Annotated in this window: 18 protein-coding genes; 9 read left to right on the plus strand and 9 right to left on the minus strand. The window is 67.2% G+C overall.

Annotated features, from left to right (window positions below; translation table 11 throughout):
• Nucleotides 1-23: 23 nt before the first annotated feature.
• Entirely contained in the window at nucleotides 24-1,832 is a 1,809-nt protein-coding gene (locus ASF72_RS10640) for an AMP-dependent synthetase/ligase (protein ID WP_050684125.1), read from the minus strand.
• 177 nt (nucleotides 1,833-2,009) lie between these two features.
• Between ASF72_RS10640 and ASF72_RS10645 the strand changes: the two genes are divergently transcribed.
• From ASF72_RS10645 to ASF72_RS10655, 3 genes are read left to right on the plus strand one after another with little or no spacing between them, the layout of a single operon-like run.
• Complete coding sequence (locus ASF72_RS10645) at nucleotides 2,010-3,101, plus strand: ROK family glucokinase (RefSeq protein WP_056598728.1); 1,092 nt, start codon at nucleotides 2,010-2,012, stop codon at nucleotides 3,099-3,101.
• A 52-nt stretch (nucleotides 3,102-3,153) separates the two neighbouring features.
• A complete protein-coding gene (locus ASF72_RS10650; RefSeq protein WP_050684127.1) occupies nucleotides 3,154-3,486 on the plus strand; it encodes an ArsR/SmtB family transcription factor in 333 nt (110 codons plus the stop codon).
• The gene (locus ASF72_RS10655; protein WP_056598731.1) at nucleotides 3,486-4,235 is read left to right on the plus strand and encodes a cation diffusion facilitator family transporter; all 750 of its coding nucleotides are present in this window, start codon (nucleotides 3,486-3,488) and stop codon (nucleotides 4,233-4,235) included. The genes ASF72_RS10650 and ASF72_RS10655 overlap by 1 nt, the downstream gene beginning before the upstream one ends.
• A gap of 8 nt (nucleotides 4,236-4,243) precedes the next feature.
• Here ASF72_RS10655 and ASF72_RS10660 read toward each other — a convergent pair whose 3' ends face one another.
• The 4 genes from ASF72_RS10660 to ASF72_RS10675 all read right to left on the minus strand — a co-directional run bounded on the left by ASF72_RS10660 (nucleotide 4,244) and on the right by ASF72_RS10675 (nucleotide 7,704).
• Nucleotides 4,244-5,494: an Nramp family divalent metal transporter gene (locus ASF72_RS10660; protein ID WP_050684129.1), complete on the minus strand. Its 1,251-nt coding sequence runs from the start codon at nucleotides 5,492-5,494 to the stop codon at nucleotides 4,244-4,246.
• A gap of 104 nt (nucleotides 5,495-5,598) precedes the next feature.
• Nucleotides 5,599-6,126: a hypothetical protein gene (locus ASF72_RS10665; RefSeq protein WP_056598734.1), complete on the minus strand. Its 528-nt coding sequence runs from the start codon at nucleotides 6,124-6,126 to the stop codon at nucleotides 5,599-5,601.
• Nucleotides 6,113-6,922 (minus strand): alpha/beta hydrolase, encoded by an 810-nt coding sequence (locus ASF72_RS10670; RefSeq protein ID WP_056598737.1) that lies wholly within the window; start codon nucleotides 6,920-6,922, stop codon nucleotides 6,113-6,115. Before ASF72_RS10670 ends, ASF72_RS10665 begins: the two co-directional genes overlap by 14 nt.
• Complete coding sequence (locus tag ASF72_RS10675; RefSeq protein WP_056598740.1) at nucleotides 6,919-7,704, minus strand: alpha/beta hydrolase; 786 nt, start codon at nucleotides 7,702-7,704, stop codon at nucleotides 6,919-6,921. Before ASF72_RS10675 ends, ASF72_RS10670 begins: the two co-directional genes overlap by 4 nt.
• Before the next feature lie 109 nt (nucleotides 7,705-7,813).
• Here ASF72_RS10675 and ASF72_RS10680 point away from each other — a divergent pair, with 109 nt between their 5' ends.
• Nucleotides 7,814-8,590: a lysophospholipid acyltransferase family protein gene (locus ASF72_RS10680; RefSeq protein ID WP_056598743.1), complete on the plus strand. Its 777-nt coding sequence runs from the start codon at nucleotides 7,814-7,816 to the stop codon at nucleotides 8,588-8,590.
• Between the two features lie 109 nt (nucleotides 8,591-8,699).
• On the plus strand, nucleotides 8,700-10,091 hold the full coding sequence (locus ASF72_RS10685) for a class II 3-deoxy-7-phosphoheptulonate synthase (RefSeq protein WP_056598746.1): 1,392 nt from the start codon (nucleotides 8,700-8,702) through the stop codon (nucleotides 10,089-10,091).
• A gap of 75 nt (nucleotides 10,092-10,166) precedes the next feature.
• Here the strand turns inward: ASF72_RS10685 and ASF72_RS10690 are convergent, their stop codons facing one another.
• The gene (locus tag ASF72_RS10690; RefSeq protein ID WP_056598749.1) at nucleotides 10,167-12,359 is read right to left on the minus strand and encodes a Stk1 family PASTA domain-containing Ser/Thr kinase; all 2,193 of its coding nucleotides are present in this window, start codon (nucleotides 12,357-12,359) and stop codon (nucleotides 10,167-10,169) included.
• 103 nt (nucleotides 12,360-12,462) lie between these two features.
• On the minus strand, nucleotides 12,463-13,830 hold the full coding sequence (locus ASF72_RS10695) for a lytic transglycosylase domain-containing protein (RefSeq protein ID WP_050684136.1): 1,368 nt from the start codon (nucleotides 13,828-13,830) through the stop codon (nucleotides 12,463-12,465).
• A gap of 256 nt (nucleotides 13,831-14,086) precedes the next feature.
• Between ASF72_RS10695 and ASF72_RS10700 the strand changes: the two genes are divergently transcribed.
• Nucleotides 14,087-14,440, plus strand: coding sequence for an Rv2175c family DNA-binding protein (locus ASF72_RS10700; RefSeq protein WP_050684137.1), 354 nt, complete (start codon nucleotides 14,087-14,089; stop codon nucleotides 14,438-14,440).
• 12 nt (nucleotides 14,441-14,452) lie between these two features.
• Here ASF72_RS10700 and ASF72_RS10705 read toward each other — a convergent pair whose 3' ends face one another.
• Nucleotides 14,453-15,547: a polyprenyl synthetase family protein gene (locus ASF72_RS10705; protein ID WP_056598752.1), complete on the minus strand. Its 1,095-nt coding sequence runs from the start codon at nucleotides 15,545-15,547 to the stop codon at nucleotides 14,453-14,455.
• A complete protein-coding gene (locus ASF72_RS10710; protein ID WP_056598755.1) occupies nucleotides 15,544-16,071 on the minus strand; it encodes a hypothetical protein in 528 nt (175 codons plus the stop codon). The genes ASF72_RS10705 and ASF72_RS10710 overlap by 4 nt, the downstream gene beginning before the upstream one ends.
• Nucleotides 16,072-16,211: 140 nt before the next feature.
• Between ASF72_RS10710 and dinB the strand changes: the two genes are divergently transcribed.
• From dinB to mraZ, 3 genes are all read left to right on the plus strand, one after another.
• Complete coding sequence (gene dinB, locus ASF72_RS10715) at nucleotides 16,212-17,381, plus strand: DNA polymerase IV (RefSeq protein WP_056598858.1); 1,170 nt, start codon at nucleotides 16,212-16,214, stop codon at nucleotides 17,379-17,381.
• 264 nt (nucleotides 17,382-17,645) lie between these two features.
• Nucleotides 17,646-18,020 (plus strand): DUF3040 domain-containing protein, encoded by a 375-nt coding sequence (locus ASF72_RS10720; RefSeq protein WP_050684140.1) that lies wholly within the window; start codon nucleotides 17,646-17,648, stop codon nucleotides 18,018-18,020.
• A gap of 414 nt (nucleotides 18,021-18,434) precedes the next feature.
• Nucleotides 18,435-18,863 carry a division/cell wall cluster transcriptional repressor MraZ gene (gene mraZ / locus ASF72_RS10725; RefSeq protein WP_009358613.1) on the plus strand — a complete coding sequence of 143 codons (429 nt, stop codon included), beginning with the start codon at nucleotides 18,435-18,437 and terminating at the stop codon, nucleotides 18,861-18,863.
• The last annotated feature ends 99 nt before the right edge of the window (nucleotides 18,864-18,962 follow it).

Consider the following 18,962-nt stretch of genomic DNA (forward strand, 5'->3'; position numbering starts at 1 on the left):
GCCCCGCGCTTTTGTGTTCCCCGTCAGCCCCGCGGGGCCGCGTACATCTCGTCGATGACCGTCTCGAAGTCCTTCATGACCTGGGCCCGCTTGACCTTCATGGATGGGGTCAGGTGCCCTGACGCTTCGGTGAAGTCAGCCGGGACGATCCGGAACGACTTGATGGCCTCCGCCTGGGAGACCGAGGCGTTGGCCGCGGTGATGAGGTCCTGGACGGCGGCCTTCACCACGGGATGGCCCGCAGCGTCCGCCAGGGACGTATCGCCCGGCAGGCCGTGGCGCTGGAGCCAGCCCGGCAGCGCCTCGGTGTCCAGCGTGACCAGTGCTCCGATGAAGGGCCGGTTATCGCCCACCACCAGCACCTGCGACACCAGGGCGTCAGCCCGGATCTGGTCTTCGAGGAGAGCCGGGATCACGTTCTTGCCGCCGGCGGTGACGATGATTTCCTTCTTCCGGCCGGTGATCCAGACGAAGCCGTCCTCATCGAGGCGGCCGATGTCACCCGTCCGGAACCAGCCGTCCACGAAGGTTTCGGCCATCAGCTCTTCGCGGTGGTAGTAGCCGTGCATCACGCAAACGCCCTTGGCGAGGATTTCGCCGTCGTCGGCAATCCTGACCGCGTTGCCCGGCAGCGGCTTGCCGACCGAGCCGATCTTGATCCTGGACGGGGTGTTGACCGAAATCGGCGCCGTGGTTTCGGTCAGGCCGTAGCCTTCGAGGACCTGCATTCCGATGCCCTGGAAGAAGTGGCCCAGGCGTTCGCCCAGGGGGCCGCCGCCGGACACGGCGTGGGCAACCTGCCCGCCCATGGCGGCGCGGAGCTTGCCGTAGACCAGTTTGTCGAAAAGCGCGTGGCGCAATTTGAGGCCCAGGCCCACACGGCCGTCCTGCCGGGCTTTGGAGTAGGCGATCGCGGTATCGGCTGCCCGGTGGAAGATGGCGCCCTTGCCACCGTCCTCGGCCTTGGTCAGTGCCGAGTTGTAGACCTTCTCAAAGACGCGGGGTACTGCCAGGATGAACGTGGGCTCGTAGCTCTGCAGGTCCGCCAGGAGGTTCTTGATGTCCGGCGTGTGGGCCACGGTGGTGCCACCGGCCATGGCCAGGACGGAAATGAACCGGGCGAATACGTGCGCCAGGGGAAGGAACATGATGGTCTTGGCGTTTTCGTGGACGATCTCGCCGATGATCGACAGCGCGTTGTCCGAGAGTTCCACAAAATTGCCGTGGGTCAGTTCACAGCCCTTGGGCCTGCCGGTGGTTCCGGAGGTGTAGATGATGGTGGCGACGTCGGCCAGGCCGGCCGTGGAGCGGCGCTGCTCCAGGTCCGCATCGCTGACGTCCCCGCCGGCCCCGCGGAGGGCATCCAGGCCGGCGCCTTCCAGCTGCCAGACGTGCTGGAGCCCCGTCAGGGCCTCGGACGTGACGGCCTGCCGGATGATGTTCTCGTGGTGCGCGGACTCTGCAAACGCGGCCACGGCGCCGGAGTCGCCAAGGTTCCAGGCCACCTGCGACGGCGACGACGTTTCGTAGATCGGGACCGAAACCGCGCCGGCGAACCAGATGGCAAAGTCCACCAGGGACCACTCGTAGCGCGTCCGGGACATGATGCCCACGCGGTCACCGGCACCCACGCCGCTGGCGATCAGGCCCTTGGCCAGGACCTGGACGTCGGCCAGGAAGTCCGTGGCGGAAATGTCCTGCCAGGCGCCTGCCGCATCAAGCCGGGAAAACAGTGCGGGGTTGCTGGCTTTGGTGGCCTGCCGCAGTACCAGGTCGGTGATGTTGGTCTCCGGTGCGACAACAACAAGAGGCGGAACACTGAATTCGCGCACTATAGCTCCTTTGATATCCGAGGTCCCGCGCTGGGGTATGCCCCAAGACTAGTACGCCCGCGCAGGCCCATGCAGTAACCAAAGCTACTGGTGAGTAACTTAGTCGTCAATCGGTCCGGCGCCCGGCGTGTGCCGGATTCGCTGCCCGGTCCCGGTGCCGACCTAGAATGGTGGACTATGTACGCACCACCCCCCGGCGAACAGGCCGGCTCCCCGAGAAGGTCCGCCCCGTGGCGGCGCAGGCCCGCCGCCTACCGCGCCAGGGCCCGGCACGGTGAAGGCTTCCGCGAGCACCTGAGGCTGGGCCGGAAGGGCCTGGCCATCGGGATCGACATCGGCGGCACCAAGGTCGCCGCAGGCGTGGTGGACGCCGAAGGCAGGATCCTTCGGGAAGCCCGGCGGTCAACGCCCGGCAACGATCCGCGGGCCGTGGAACGCGTCATTGTGGAACTCGTGGCGGAACTTGGGCAGGGCCACCGGATCTGGTCCGTGGGCATCGGCGCTGCCGGCTGGATGGACCTTGACGGCGGCACGGTGCTGTTCAGTCCGCACCTCGCCTGGCGCAACGAGCCCCTGCGCGCCAACCTCCAGCGCCTGCTCCGCCGCCCCGTGCTGCTGGCGAACGACGCCGACGCCGCTGCCTGGGCCGAATGGCGCTTTGGCGCCGGCCAGGGCGAGGACCGGCTGGTCTGCATCACGCTGGGCACCGGAATCGGCGGGGCCATGGTGATGGACGGCAGGGTGGAGCGGGGACGCTTCGGGGTGGCCGGCGAATTCGGCCACCAGGTCATTATGCCCGGCGGGCACCGCTGTGAATGCGGCAACCGGGGCTGCTGGGAGCAGTACGCCTCCGGCAACGCCCTGGGCCGGGAAGCCCGGCTGCTGGCCAGCGCCAACTCGCCCATGGCGCAGGACCTGCTGACGGCGGTGGGCGGACATGCGGACGCCATCACCGGGGTGGTGGTGACGGAGCTGGCGCTCGCCGGCGACTCCGCTTCCCGCGAACTGCTGGAGGAAGTGGGGGAGTGGCTGGGCCTGGGTCTGGCTAACCTCGCCGCAGCCCTGGATCCAGGCCTCTTTGTGATTGGTGGCGGGCTGTGTTCGGCCGGGGAGCTCCTGGTGGAACCGGCCCGTAAGGCTTTTGCCCGCAACCTGACGGGCCGGGGTTTCCGGCCCGTGGCAGGCATCGAGCTGGCGGCGCTGGGGCCCAAGGCCGGTCTGATCGGTGCCGCTGACCTGTCCAGGGTAAGCAGCCGCGTCCGCAGCTAGCCGGACCAGGCGCTGGTTCAGTTCGGTACATCGATGGATGTACCATTGCCGCATGGAGACTTTAGCTGCCACGTCCGTCCTGGCCCGATTTGGCTATGCCCTCTCGGACGCCACCAGGGCCCAGGTGCTGCTGGCGCTGCGCGAAGCCCCGGCATACCCGGGCGACCTGGCGTTGGCCGCAGGCGTCAGTAAGCAGAGCCTGTCGAACCACCTGGCCTGCCTGCGCGGCTGCGGGCTGGTGGTCGCGGTCCCTGAAGGCCGCCGGATGCGTTACGAACTTGCCGACCCCCGGCTGGGTGATGCCTTGACCGCCCTGCTCGGCGTGGTGGCCGTCGCCAAGGCCGGGTGTGCCTGCGGCAGCGGTGCTGTGGACGGCTGCTGCTGATGGCCGCCGCGTCCGCAGTCCAGGCCCCCACCCGGGACCGCCGTGCCGTCCTGTCCCGCCGGATCCGGTTCCTTGTGGCCGCCACCATCAGCTACAACGTGGTGGAGGCGGCGGTGGCACTGACGGCTGGTTCCCTGGCATCCTCCAGCGCGCTGATCGGATTTGGCCTGGACTCCATTGTCGAGGTGCTCTCCGCCGCTGCCGTGGCCTGGCAGTTCGCGGGCCGTGACCCGGAGGCCAGGGAGAAGACTGCGCTGCGCCTGATCGCGTTTTCCTTCTTTGGCCTGGCCCTGTTTGTTTCGATCGATGCCGTCAGGGCGTTGGCCGGGGCCGGGGAAGCGGACCACTCGACGGTGGGCATTGTGCTCGCAACGGTCAGCCTGGCCGTAATGCCATTCCTGTCCTGGGCGCAACGGCACGCCGGCCGGGAGTTGGGTTCCCGGTCCGCCGTCGCCGATTCAAAGCAGACCCTGCTTTGTACCTACCTGTCGGCTGTCCTGCTGGTGGGCTTGGTCCTCAATTCAACGCTGGGCTGGTCCTGGGCTGACCCCATCGCCGCTTTGGTGATCGCCGGCATTGCCGTCAAGGAAGGTTTGGCCGCATGGCAGGGCGATGCGTGCTGCGCGCCCTCCTTTACCGCCGCGGACCCCGCAGCCGTCGCGGAGAATGCCGACGGTGCGGACAACGAAGATGCAGCCACAGCCGGGTGCGCCTGCTGCGCACCCCAGGAGCGCCCCGGCGGGGCGTGAGGCTCCGGTCAGGCCTGGTCGAGGAACGTCAGGACGATCAGCACGCAGTTCAGGACCACAATCAGGGTGGCGCTGGTCCAGCCTGCGATCTTCAGGGGCATGGAGTCGGTGTGGATGCCCATGATCTCCCGCTTGCCGGTCAGCCGGATGAGCGGAATCAGGGCGAAGGGGATGCCGAAGCTGAGCAGCACCTGGCTGAGCACCAGGGCAAGGGTGGGTTCGATGCCCGCCGCCAGGATGATGAGGGCCGGGATGAGCGTGATGACCCGGCGGGTCAGCAGCGGGATCCGCACCTTCAGGAGCCCGCCCATGATGGTGGCGCCGGCGTAGCAGCCCACGGAGGTTGAGGCCAGTCCGGAGGCCAGCAGGCCGATGGCAAACACAACGCCGATGGCCGGGCCCAGCGCCGACGTAACGGCTGCGTGGGCCCCGGCAATGGTGTCGGTGCCCTCCACCCCGCGCAGGCTGGACGCCGCCAGCAGCAGCATCGCGATGTTGACCACGCCGGCCAGCAGCAATGCGCCGGCCACATCGAAGCGTGTCGCGCGGATGAGCCGGGTGCGTACGGCCGGGTCGGGGGAGAAGCCGTGCCGGTCCCGGGCCAGGGCGGAATGCAGGTAAATGGCGTGCGGCATCACGGTGGCACCGAGCATGCTCGCCGCCAGCAATACGGTGTCCGTTCCTTCAAACCGGGGGACCAGGCCGGCCAGGGCGCTCCCCGCGTCCGGCGGGTTCACAAACAGGCCGGAGACAAAACCCACGGCAATGACACCAAGCAGAACCAGGATGGCAAGCTCAAATGACCGCTGGCTGCGGTTGGACTGCAGGGTGAGCAGCAGCATGGAGGCGATACCGATGATGACCCCACCGACCGGCAGCGGAAGGCCGAACAGCAGGTTCAGGGCCACGGCACCGCCAATCACCTCGGCCATGTCGGTGGCGCCGGCCACAATTTCGGCCTGGACCCAGTAGGCGCGGCGCCGCTTCGTCCCAAGGCGCCGGCCGAGGATTTCCGGCAGGCTCAGCCCCGTCGCAAGCCCCAGCTTGGCTGACTGGTACTGGATCAGCACCGCCATGGCATTGGCGGCCACCAACACCCATACCAGCAGGTAACCGAAGTTGGCCCCGGCCGTGAGGTTGGCGGCAACGTTGCCCGGATCCACGTAGGCAATGGCGGCTACGAAGGCGGGCCCCAGCAACAGCAGCCGGGACCAGGCGCGGGGCGTCGCCGGCTTTTTATTCAAGGTGGTGACGGCCATGATGTGTCCTCGTCGTTGGGGGCGGTGCTACGACGAGAATAGCTTAATTTAGGTGAACCGAAAAGTAGTGTTGAGGGCGCCCTTCACATCAGCAGCCGGCCGGCTCAGACGCGGGCGCCGTCGTCGCCGTCTGCCTTCTCCGAGGGCAGCTTCATGATCAGGTACACCGTGCCCAGGACAAACGCGGCAACAATCCCCACAATGGCCAGCACAGGTGCTGAACGCCAGAACATCACGGAGAGAAGCAATGCCACCGGGCCGCCCACCGCTCCGAGCCAGGCGAGGACGGTCAGCGGATCCGTCCCGGCCAGGCTGGGCGGTTCGGCAGGGACAAACCCGTCCTCGTCGTCGTCCTCCACCCCGTAGTCCCGCGGGCCCGGGAGCGCGGAGGATCCGCCGCCGGCGTCGTTGGCACCCGCAACTGCAGGTTCGGCAGGGAGGGAACCGGCGAGGCCCAGCGGATCGAAGTCCCGGAAGGTCGGGGCAGCGCGCCGGCCGGCGTCTGTGGCGCCGTCCATGGGGGCGGCGCCGGCGGCGGGGGAGTCCTCCTGCAGGCGGGCCACCAGGTCCAGCCACACGGCATCATCCTGGTTGGCGCCCTGGTCAGGAGCGCCCGGGTCATGCCTGGCCATGCCGGGCCTCCTGGTTGTCGGAGCTGGAGCCGGAGCCGGAAGCCGGCGGAACCAGGCCGTTGATGAAGTCCACGGAGCCCTGGAAGATCCGGTCCGCATCGTTGTCCATGGTGGCCACGTGGTAGCTGTTCTCCAGCCGCACCAGCTCCAGCGGCGCATGGGTCAGGCCGCGGCGGAGCGCAGCGATGCTGGAATCGGAGACCACATGGTCAACGGTGGAGCGGTATACCTGGACCGGGGCGGTGACGCGGGGCAGCAACCGGACGGTGTCCTTGAACATCTTGTTCAGTTCGTGGGCCGCGGCAACTGGCGTGCGGAGGTAGGCGCCCTCATCCATGCCGGGCTTGAGGATGTCGTTGGAAATCGGTGGGGTCGACTTGAGCACCAGCTTCAGGATTCCGGCCAGGGGCGCGCGGGGATCGTCCAGCACCAGTCCGGGATTCACCAGGACCACCCCGGCTACGGGGCGGGTGGCCGCGATCCGCAGCGCCAGGGCGCCGCCCATGCTCAGGCCGGCAGCAAACACCTGGTCGCACTGGGCGTCCAGGTCCAGGTAGGCCTCATCAAGGGCGTTATGCCACTGCTGCCACCGGGTCCGGGCGAGGTCCTGCCAGCTTGTGCCGTGGCCCGGGAGCAGCGGCATCCGCACGGCAAACCCGGCCGCAGCGAAGGCTTCCGCCCAGGCCCGAAGACCATGCGGACTGCCGGTGAAGCCATGGGAGAGCACCACCCCGGTGCGTGCGCCGCCCTCGCCAAACGTGCTGCTGAAGGGGCTGTGGTCAGGGCCGCCGGTCATGGGCTCTCCAGGGTGCTTGCGCGGGCGTTGGCGTCAAAGAACGCGCTCGAGTCCGAGAAGATCCGTGGCGCGTCCACGTCAAGCGTAGCCACATGGCCGCTGCTATCAAGGTCCACCACCGCCACCAGGCGCGGGCCAAGCCATTTTTTCAGCAGTTCCAGCGAGGTGGGCGGCACCACCACGTCCGTCCGGGATTTGAAGACCTGCACGGGGGCCGTGATCCGGGGCAGGCCCCGGGTGGCGGCAGCGAAGAGCTTACGCAGTTCGTGGACGGCTGCCAGCGGGGTGCGCGAGTAGTCGCCGTCCTCGGTGCGGGGCGCGGTGGTCATTTCCTCCTGGATGGGAATAGTGGTCCGCTGGAAGTACTTAAGGACGCCGATCACGCGCACCCGCCGGTCGTAAAACGTCAGGCCGGGATTGACCACGGACACGCCGGCCACCGCGTGCCGGGACGCTGCCAGCAGGGCGATGGTGCCGCCCATCGACAGCCCCGCCACGTAGCAGGTGTCCGTGCGTGCCCGCAGTTCCAGGAATGCCGCCTCGTAGCTGGTGAACCATTCGCGCCAGCCGCGCCCGGCCAGGTCCCGCCAGGAGGTGCCGTGGCCGGGAAGCAGGGGAACTGTCACCGCATAACCCTGCGCCGCCAGGTACTCGGCCCAGGGCAGGACGCTGAGCGGGCTGCCGGTGAAGCCATGGCAGATCGCCACGCCGATCCGCGCATTGGGCCCATGGCCCGGTGAACTGTAGGCCGCAGGAGGGGCTGGAAGGCTGCTTTCGGGCATGGCTCCATCGTGTCACTGTTCCGGGGAATTCTCACTAGAGTAGGGTTGCAGTCAATTGCTGACCAGGCCCGACGCGGGGCCTGACGGCCGCCTTCGGAGAGGTCACCACGTGTTCTATTGGGTCATGAAAAGGATCTTCCTGGGTCCGGTGCTAAAGCTCCTTTTCCGCCCGTGGGTCAAGGGACTGGACAACATTCCGGCCGAGGGCGCGGCAATCATCGCCTCCAACCACCTTTCATTCTCGGACTCCATTTTTATGCCCCTGATGGTGCGGCGGCCGGTGGTGTTCCTGGCCAAATCGGAGTACTTCACCGGGACCGGCGTCAAGGGCAGGCTGACGGCACTGTTTTTCCGGCTGACCAACCAGTTGCCCATGGACCGCTCCGGCGGGGCCGCATCTGCTGCATCGCTCGGCGCCGGCATGGACGTGTTGGGCCATGGCGGCTTGCTGGGCATCTACCCGGAAGGGACCCGCAGCCCCGATTCCCGTCTCTACCGCGGCAAGGTGGGGGTGGCCAGGCTGGCCCTGGAGGCCGGGGTCCCCGTGGTCCCGGTGGCCATGATCGGCACCGACAAAGTCCAGCCCATCGGAAAGCGGCTGCCCAACATCCGCCGGATCGGCATGATCTTTGGTGAGCCACTGGACTTCAGCGAATACCGGGACCAGGCCGAGGACCGCGCCGTCCAGCGGAAAGTTGCCGACGCCATCATGTTCGAACTGATGCGCCTGTCCGGCCAGGAATACGTGGACGAATATGCCGCCGTGGTGAAGCTCCGGCTCGCCGGCGCCCCGGCCGCCGTCGACCGCTCCCCGGACGCCGTGCCTCAAGGTGGCACCGTGGACGGGCAAAAAGAGTCCGACGACGGGGCTGCCGCCACCGGATAGCGCCGCGCCCGGCCCTGCCGGAGCGGCCCAAGCGCAGTTGTGACGCCGCAGCGTGGGCGCGTGACAGCGGCTGTGTCGCGGCGGTCCGGGCTGGCGCTAGTCTTAGGGGGTGACTGAGCTATCTGCAAAACCTGCCTTTTCCCTGTCCGGCACCGCCCAGAGCGGTGCAGCCAACTATCCCGGACTGGACCACTGGCGGGACCTCCCCATCGCCCAGCAGCCCAGCTGGCAGGACCGCAACGTTTTCGAAGCCTCTGTGCAGGAGCTTTCCGTTGTTCCGCCGCTGGTCTTCGCCGGCGAAGTGGATGTCCTGCGCGAACGCCTGGCCGCCGCGGCCCAGGGCAAGGCCTTCCTGCTCCAGGGCGGGGACTGCGCCGAGACCTTTGAGGCCGCCACGGCGGACAAGATCAGCGCGCGCGTCAAAACGATCCTGCAGATGGCAGTGGTCCTGACGTACGGTGCCGCCATGCCCGTCATCAAGATGGGACGCATGGCAGGCCAGTTCGCGAAGCCGCGTTCCTCCAACGATGAAACGCGCGACGGCGTGACGCTCCCGGCCTACCGCGGCGACATCGTCAACGGCTACGAGTTCACCCCCGAATCCCGCGGCCACGACGCCGCCCGGATGCTGCGCGCCTACCACACCTCGGCGTCGACCCTGAACCTGATCCGTGCCTTCACGCAGGGCGGATTCGCCGACCTCCGTTCCGTGCACCAGTGGAACAAGGGCTTCACCGAAAACCCGGCCCACGCCCGCTACGAGTCCCTGGCCCGCGATATTGACCGGGCCATCAAGTTCATGGATTCCTGCGGCGCCGACTTTGAGGCGCTGAAGCGCGTTGAATTCTTCGCCAGCCACGAAGCCCTCCTGCTGGACTACGAGCGGGCGCTGACCCGCATCGACTCCCGGACCGGCCTGCCGTACGACACGTCCGCCCACTTCCTGTGGATCGGTGAGCGGACCCGGGAACTGGACCACGCGCACGTCGACTTCCTCTCGCGGGTCCGCAACCCGATCGGCGTCAAGCTCGGCCCGTCCACCACGGGCGACGACGCGTTGCGCCTCATCGACAAGCTGGACCCCGAGCGTGAGCCGGGCCGGCTCACCTTCATCACCCGCATGGGCGCCGGCAACATCCGGGAGAAGCTTCCCGCCGTCGTGGAGAAGGTCACGGCCTCCGGTGCGCAGGTCCTGTGGGTCACCGACCCCATGCACGGCAACACCGTCACCTCGCCCAACGGCTACAAAACCCGCAACTTCGACGACGTCATCGACGAGGTGCGCGGTTTCTTCGAGGTGCACCAGGCCCTGGGCACCGTCCCGGGTGGCCTGCACGTCGAAATGACCGGCGACGACGTTGCCGAGTGCCTGGGCGGCGCCGATCCCGTGGACCAGGAAGCGTTCCTGGACCGTTACGAATCCGTCTGCGACCCGCGCCTGAACCACATGCAGTCGCTGGAGATGGCGTTCCTGGTGGCAGGGGCGCTGGCCAAGAACTAGAGGCTGACAGAAGAAATGCCCGCCGGCCAGGAAACCCCTGGCTGGCGGGCATTTTCCGTTAACGGTCCGGTCCGGCTAGACCACGGTTAGTGTAATGACGGAGCCGAAGGGAGCTTTGGTGTTCACCGGATCCTGGGCTCGGACGGTACCAAAGAAGCCGCCAAGGATTTTGTCCTCACTAACAACGAAACCGAGCTTCTCCAGCGCTGCCCGTGCGTCCGAGGCCTGTTTGCCGATGAAGCTTGGCACGTCCACCATGCGCGGCCCCTTGGAGATGGTGAGCGTGACCGTGCCGCCCCTGGTGAGGGTGCCGTTCGCGGGGGACTGGCTCGCCACTGATCCTTCGGGGACCTTCGCGTCGAAGACCTCCTCGGCGGCCACCTCTGCCTTCAGCCCGGCCGCTTCGATGGCCTTCTTGGCAGCGTCTTCCTTCTGGCCCACCACGGACGGGACCGGAAGGGGCTGCGGGCCCTTAGAGACCGTCAATGCCACTGGCGTTCCGTGCCGCACCGCTGTTCCCCCCGCAGGGTCCTGGCTCATCACCACGCCGGCCGGCACTTTTTCGTCAAAAGCCTCCGTTACGGCGCCCAGCGCCATTTCCGCCGTGTTCAGTCCGGCTTTGGCCTCGTCCAGGGTGCCGCCGGCGAAATCCGGCAGCGGAAACAGTTGCGGGCCCTTGGATACGAACAGGGACACCGGCTGGAACTTCCGGATTTCGACGCCGGCACCCGGCTCGCTGCCCACCACCAGCCCGCTGGGGACGTCGTCGTCAAAAACATCGCTGGTGGTGGCGCGGAAGCCAGCCTGGTCCAGGATCTGCTGGGCCTGCGCAACGGTCTTGTTGGCCACCGCAGGAATGCTGGCTGCAGCCCCGGGGCCCATACCGAAGAACCAGCCTGCCCCGGTGGCCAGCAGCGCCGCGATGACCAGGATGACCACCCACAGGACGCCGCGGCGGCGGGGGCTGCCCTCGCGGAGGGTCCGCACGGGGGTGGCAGCCGCACGTGCCCGGGCCTTCTCCGACTCCTTATCCAGCCTGCGCTGTTCACGTTTGCCGGGCAGCGGTGCGACCGGTTCCCAGGGACCGGCCTGCCGGTTGTCGTCCCGGTCGCCGGGCGGCGTCAGGGCATGCCCGGAGCCGGGCGCCGCCCACGCCGCCGGCTGGGAGGCCGGCTGCGAGGCCGGCTGCGCGGCGTATCCGGGCCGCTGCGCATCCTGCCCGCCCGGACCGCCCGGCGGGCGGGACGGCGGCATGATGGTGGTTGGATTGCTGCCTTGGGAAATGAATTCGGTGGGGTTTTGTACCGCGGGAATGAACTCTGTGGGGTTGTGGGCCGCCGCGATGTGCTCCGTGGGGTGCTGGACCGGGACGGGAGGCATGCCGGTGTGTCCGGCGCGGGCCGGGGGCTGCAGGTCCAACTCCGGGTCCGTGAGGTTGGTGCGGATGTGGCGCAGCTCCTGGAGGAGGGCGGCGGCGTCCACGGGCCGGTTCTCGGGGTCGTTGGCGGTGCACCACTGCACCAGTTCGTCCACTTCGGCGGCAAGGCCCGGAACAACCGCCGACGGCGGTCCCACCGTGGCGTGAACGTGCTGGTAGGCCACCTGGATGGTGCTCTCGCCGCTGAACGGCTGCCGTCCGGTCAGCATCTCGTAGAGCATGATGCCCACCGAGTAGACATCGCTCCGGGCGTCGGCGGGTTTGGTGAGGACCAGTTCGGGTGACAGGTACGCCACGGTTCCGATGAGGGCTCCGGTGCTGGTGGCGGTGGTTACCGCCCTGGCCAGGCCGAAGTCGCCGATCTTGATCCTGCCGTCGTCGGCGATCAGCACATTTTCCGGTTTGACGTCCCGGTGGATGAAGCCGGCGGCGTGGGCGGCGGCGAGGCCGGCCACCACGGGATCAATAAGCGCCAGCGCCAGCCGGGGCGGCAGCGGGCCCTTGTTGTTGAGGAGGTCACGCAGGGTGTGGCCCTTGATGTATTCCATCACCAGGTACGCCGTGGAGTTATCGGTGCCCTGGTCGTAAACGCCCACCACGTGGGGGTGGGAAAGCCTGGCGGCCGCCTTGGCTTCGCGGCCCAGGCGGTCAAGGAACGTTTCGTCGGCTGAGAGGTAGGGGTGCAGCACCTTCAGGGCCACTTCGCGCTCCAGGCGCTGGTCCATGGCCAGGTAAACAGTGGACATGCCGCCGCGCGCCAGCTTGGACAGCACCGCGTAGCGGTTGTCCACCAGCGTTCCGACGAGGGGGTCTGACACGTGTTCCTGCATCCCTCGATCCTAATCCCGCAACGGAAAGGGCCCGAACCGGCTCATTCCGGTCCGGACCCTGTCCGCACTGCATGATGCGGGCCCGGCAGCCGGGCCCGCAGTCCTAGCCGAAGCTCTGCTGGTGTGCCTTGATGCTGGCGACGTAACGCTTGGTGTCGTCGTACATGCCGTACTTGCTGACGGAATACTGGCCCTGGTAGTAGCCGGCGATGGCCGAGTCGCGATCCCTGCTGGTGGCGAGCAGTTGCCTGATGATGGCAACACCAGCGGTGGCGTTGTCATACGGGTCAAGCAGGTTCAGCTTCCGTCCCACCAGGTCGGACGCCCACTGGCCGGAACTCGGAATAACCTGCATGGTGCCGATGGCGTTGGCGGGCGAAACCGAACGGTGGTCGAAGCTGGACTCCTGGAACGCGAAGGCCAGGGCGAGCGAGGGCTCAACGCCCATCTTCCGGGCCGTGTCGGCAACAATGGTCTTCATTTCGGCCCGGGACGGAACCGGGGAGGCGTTCAGGAGTGCCTTGTTCTCGTTGGCTGAGCTCACCACAGCGGCCGGGTAGCTGAAGCCCAGGAACGAGCTGGGGACCAGCGGCGCGGCGGGCGCAGCCGGAGCCGCAGGTGCAGCAGGGGCGGCGGCAGCGGGGGCTGAACCATTCGGGATGACCAGTTTGCTGCCGGGGTAGATGATGGCGCTGGCGTTCAACCGGTTTGCGGTCAGCAGGCTGGCCAGGCTGACGCCGTTCCGGGAAGCGATGGCCCAGAGCGTGTCGCCGGCCTTGATGGTGTACTGGCCCGAAGCAGGCGACGTGGCGGACGTGTTGGCCAGCGGGGCTGCCGGGGCCGGGGCGGCTGCGGGCGCGCCGCCTGCCCCCACCTTGATCTTCTGGCCCGGGTAGATGATCGAATTCATGCCCAGGTTGTTCCAGCTGAACACGTTGGACAGGCTCACGTTGTGCCGGGCAGCGATGGCGCCGAGCGTATCGCCGGGCTTGACCGTGTACGTGGCTCCGGTGGACGGCGCGGCTGCCGGCGCAGCCGGGGCTGCGGCCGGGGTGGCCGGTTTCGCGGAGCCGGGGAGCTTGATCTTCTGGCCGGGGTAGATGATCGTGTTGGCCTGCAGGTTGTTCAGGGCCAGCACCTCGTTGGTGCCCAGGCCGTACCGGCCGGCCACGGCGCTGATGGTGTCGCCACGCGCAATGGTGTACTCGGCGGGTACTGCCGGCGCGGCGGGGCGCAGGGCAGGAATAGCGGCAGGCACGGCGGCGGCGGGGATGATTGTTGCCACCTGTGCGGCCTGGGCCTTCAGCGCCGCTGCGAGGGTGGCGGGGATGGCGCGGGCAGGCTGCTCGGCGGCCGCCGGCTGCGCGAGTGCAAGGGACGACAAAACAACCGCGGGCAGTGCCGCGGTGGTGGCGGCAATCATCGGCAGACTCGGCCTGGTGGAGTGCTTGCGCGGACGGAACGTCGTCATGGAATGGATCCTCTTCTCACTGCGGGGGGTCATAACGGCTTTCAACGGTGGGGAGGCCGTTGTCATATTTGATACTAATGTTAGTCAAGTTATTGCTGTTACCAGTGTGATCAGTGTGAATCTCTCATGAATCCGGGATTAGCACAAGAATTCCGGTAATTGCCGTAACGCGGAAATTCCTGGTGTGTCCGCGGGCCGGGGCAGCGGCGGCGGTTCCGACTAGGCGGCACGGTACGCGGCATGGCAATCTTGGTCAGTGAGTAATGTAGAAAACCTTGTGGGCGAATGGTTGCCCCTGCCCGACGTCGCCCAGTTGCTGGATATTTCCATCACCAGGGTCCACAGCCTGCTCGATGAACGGTCCCTGGCCGCGCTCAGGGTCGGTGCGCGGCGCATCCGCTCGGTCCCCGCGGCTTTTATCCAGGACGGCCTGGTGGTGGACAGCCTCAAGGGGACCATCGTGGTCCTGGCCGACGCCGGGTACTCCGATGAGGACCTGATCATCTGGCTGTTTACCCCGGACGAATCACTGCGCGGGCGTCCCATCGACGCCCTCCGCGAGGGCCGGAAGACCGAAATCCGACGCCGGGCCCAGACCCTGGCCTGGTAGCGGCACATTCCCTCAGGACGCGCGGCTGACGGTGGCCTCGGCCAGCCGCCGCAGCGCCGTCTTGGGCAGCTCGTCCAGGTCCAGGGCCTCGAGGGCGTCAAAAGCCGCCGCCCCGAATTCGTTGATCAGCACCTCGGTTGCCTGCAGCGCACCGGACTCCTCAATGATCCTGCGGATCTCCAGGATGTCTTCGTCGGAAAGGTCCTGGCTGCCCAGGCGGGAGTCGATGAACGCGGATTCGGCTTCTGAGGCCTGGTCCAGGGCGAGGGCCACCAGGACCGTCCGCTTGCCTTCGCGAAGGTCGTCGCCGGCAGGTTTGCCGGTGGTCAGCGGATCGCCGAAGACGCCCAGGACGTCATCGCGGAGCTGGAAGGCCTCACCCAGCGGCAGCGCGAAGGCCGAATAGCCCCGCAGCAGCTCGTTCGACGCACCGGCCAGGGCGCCGCCCAGGGCCAGCGGATGTTCGGTGGAATATTTGGCGCTCTTGAACCTGATGATGGAGTGCGCCCGGCTGACTGCCCCGGCCCGGTCCCGGACCGGGCCGGCCACCTCCTCGAGGATATCCAGGTACTGCCCGGCCATGACCTCGGCGCGCATCAGGTTGAAGATGAGCCTGGCCCGGCTGCCGGCAGCCGCCCGCTCGCCGATGTCCGTGAAGGCTTCCTCGCTGAACGAAAGGCACAGGTCCCCGGCGAGGATACCGGCGGCCTGTCCGAAGCGTTCGCTGTCCAGTGCCCAGCCCTGGGCACCGTGCAGCTGGCTGAAGCTGCGGTGCACGCTGGGTCCGCCGCGCCTCGTATCGGACCGGTCGATGATGTCGTCATGGATCAGGGCGGCGGCCTGGAAAAGCTCCAGCGCAGCTCCCGCCGTGACCACCTCAGCGGCGGCGGGATCGCCGCCGGCGCCGCGCCAGCCCCAGTAACACATGAGGGCCCGCAGGCGCTTTCCGCCGGTGACGAGGTTGGAGATGGCCCCCATAATGGGGTCGATGTCCGGGGAGATGGCGGACATCACTGACTGCCGCGACGTGAGGAACAATGTCAGCTCCCCGGCCACAGCCGCCACGAAGTCGGCCTGCTCATTGCGAAGCTGCTCGGCCGCCGTCACTTGGCGGACCCGGCTGCGACGTTGGCGCCGATGGTGAAGGTGCTCACGCCGGCCTTCTCCACCACGGAGAGGTTAACGGTCTCGTTGTCGCCGCGCACGAAGTCCTTGGACGGCTGGCCGGCGACGGCATCGCCCGGGACGGCTTTGAAGCCCTGCGGCTCCAGCGCCTTGGTGTAGAAATCCACGACGGCGGCAGCCGGCGCGTTCACGGTGGCCACCAGGCCAACGGTGGCCAGGGTGGAGGCCCTGTCGAAGCTGCTTGACTGGACAGTGGCCTGCGGCATAAGGGGCAGCAGCTGCTGCGGGAACCCCGCCACCAGGGCGCCCACGGTGGCGGAGGTATTGGGCGACGCCGACGGGCTGGGCGGCGCAGTTGCAGCGGTTTCGGCGGCAGCCGGCGAGGAATCGGAAGGGCTGGGAGCGGGGGACCCCGACGGTGTTGGGCTGCAGGCCGCCAGGGCCAGCGCGGCGCCGGCCGCAGCGGCGGCCAGGCCAGTGGTTCGAAGTCTTCCAAAGACCGTCACAGGGGCGTTCCTCCTGGTGTTGATACCGGATGCAGCCTCCAGTTTAGTCAGTACCAGCGGATAGGATTACAGCCGTGCAGCAACAGGGTAGGGACCAGCCGGTGCAGCCAGCCGCCACGGGCCGCCGGCGCCAGTGCATCATGCACGTGGACATGGATGCCTTTTTTGTGTCCGTCGAGCTGCGGACACGGCCCGAACTTGTGGGCAGGCCGGTGATCGTGGGATTCCCCGGCGAACGTTCGGTGGTCCTCTCAGGCTCCTACGAGGCCAGGGCCTTCGGCGTCAAATCAGCAATGCCCATGGCCGTGGCCATGAGGATGTGTCCGCAGGCCGTGGTGATTGAACCCCGACACAAGCTGTACTACGAGGTCTCGGCCCAGCTGATGGCCATCTTCGAATCCGTCACGGACCTGGTTGAGCCGCTCAGCGTGGACGAGGCGTTCCTGGACGTCACTGGGGCCCTGCGCCGCCTCGGCCCGCCCCGGGGCATCGGCGAACTGATCCGCCGCCGCGTGGCCGCCGAGCTCGGGATCACCGCCTCCGTGGGGATCGCCGAAACAAAGTTCGTTGCCAAAATTGCCTCCACCCGATGCAAACCCGACGGTTTGCTGATGATCGGCCCGGACCAGACCGTGGCCTACCTGCACAGCCTTCCGGTGGGCGCCCTGTGGGGCGTAGGCGCCAAGACCGCCGACGTCCTGGCCAACATGGGGATCAGGACCGTGGCGGATGTGGCCGCCACGCCAGTGGCCACCCTCAAGCGGACCCTCGGGGCCACCGGCGAACACGTCCACAACCTGTCGTGGGGCATTGACGCCCGCCCGGTCACCCCCACGCGGCTGGAGAAGAGCATCGGCGCGGAGGAGACCTTCGCCGTGGACACCGCGGACGACGCCCTCCTCCACCGGGAGATCCTGCGCTTGGCACACCGCACGGCAGGCCGGCTGCGCAGTGCGGGGATGGTGGCCCGCACTGTCGCCCTGAAGCTGCGGTTCGCCGACTTCTCCACCATCACCCGAAGCCGCACCGTCCAAACGCCGGTCGACAGTGCGCAACTCATCTACGCGGTGGCCCTGCAGCTGCTGGAATCGGTGGGGGAGCGGCCCATGACCGTCAGGCTGGTGGGGGTCAGGGCGGAACAGCTTGAGGATGCCGCACGGACGTCGCTGCAATTGAGCTTTGACCGCCGGGATGACAACTGGCGGGCGGCCGAACAGGTCCTGGACCAGGTCACCCGGAAATTCGGCAACAAGTCCGTCCTGCCGGCCCGATTGATGGAACCGGACGCCGGTGGGGAACCCGCAAGCTAACTGTCCGGGATGCAGCCGGTTGGAAAGTCATTGCCGTCTTTCAGATCGGGCCCCAACAAACTATCCTTATTACTACATAGTTTTTGAGTGAATGGACTTACTGCCGGACCCTCTTGGACATGCTCCCGCTCCGTGGGCTGCGTGCCTGGTCCCCGCTACTGCCATCGACGGCACGGCGGGAACATTCCAGGCACCCCAGTCGTTGATGGATACAGAGTACTGGCTGGGACCAGACCGGACGTTGGCCTAGTAAAGGAGGTCGTGATGCCGCTGTCGGAGCACGAACAAAAGCTGCTTGAGCAGCTGGAAAAGCAGCTTCACGAGGATGACCCCAAGTTTGCAAACTCCATGGGGTCGGATCCAGGACGCTCCTGGTCAACCAGGCACGTCGTTATCGGCGTCCTGTGCACGTTGGCAGGGATCTTCCTGCTGTTGGTGGGCGTGACCCTGCAAAACATCATTCTGGGTGTGCTGGGCTTCATCGTTATGGGCGGCGGTGTCTACTTCGCGACGATGCGCAGCTCGGCCGCGGCCAAAGCCGGCAACAAGGCGGGCAGCCCCAAGCCCGGGAAGCAGCGAAGCTCGTTTATGAACAGCCTCGAAGAGCGCTGGGACGAACGGCGCCGCGGCGAACCCTAGGCCGGTATGCCGGTCCCAGGACCGGCACTCCACGTTTGGCCACCGCCACCCTGTCCCCTCCACTTTGCCCCCCGCCATCCGGCGGGTGCGGCAAAAGGCCCGCTTCGGCGGGCCTTTTGGCGTTTAAGCGCCGGATCAGCGATCCTCCGGAGCCGGTTCGCGCCACGCCTCTTCCCGGCGGTTCGCGCCACGCCTCTTCCCAGCGGTTCGCAGCCCGGCTCCGTGCCCTGAAGCCTCCACTTCGCACCACCGGCGCAAAAACGCGGCAGGTGGAGCCAACGGGACCCGGTTCCACCCCTCAGGTGGAGCGTTTTGCGTTGACTGTGGTGGAAAGTGGAGTAATGTGGAGGACATAAGAGGGTAGTTGCAACATAGGGGATGTGCAGTTCCTGACAGCGGACAGGCGGTGGGCCAATGTTTCTTGGCACACATTCGCCGCGTCTGGATGAAAAGGGCCGGATTATCCTTCCCGCTAAGTTCCGTGAGGAGCTTGCCAGCGGACTGGTGCTGACAAGGGGCCAGGAACGTTGCATCTACGTTTTCAGCGAGAAGGAGTTTGCGCGGGTTCACGAGCAGATGCGGGAGGCACCAATTTCCTCCAAGCAGGCCCGTGACTACATCCGTGTTTTTCTCTCTGGAGCCTCGGATGAGGTACCGGACAAGCAGGGGCGGGTCACCATCCCCCCGGCGCTTCGGGAGTACGCAGGGCTTGGCAGGGAACTGGCCGTCATAGGTGCAGGATCCCGCGCGGAGATCTGGGACGCCCAGGCATGGAACGAGTACCTCGCGGAGAAGGAAACAGCGTTCTCCGAAACTGATGATCCGATCCCGGGCATTCTTTAGGATCCCGGGCGGACAGCAGGAACGCTTCTTGATCGGGATCTCCAGCCGGCCCGTCGACCGGCCAACCTGGCTCACTTCCCCGGAGCCAGGCGGGCAGGA

The organism is Arthrobacter sp. Leaf141 (genome assembly GCF_001424565.1).
Classification (GTDB): domain Bacteria; phylum Actinomycetota; class Actinomycetes; order Actinomycetales; family Micrococcaceae; genus Arthrobacter.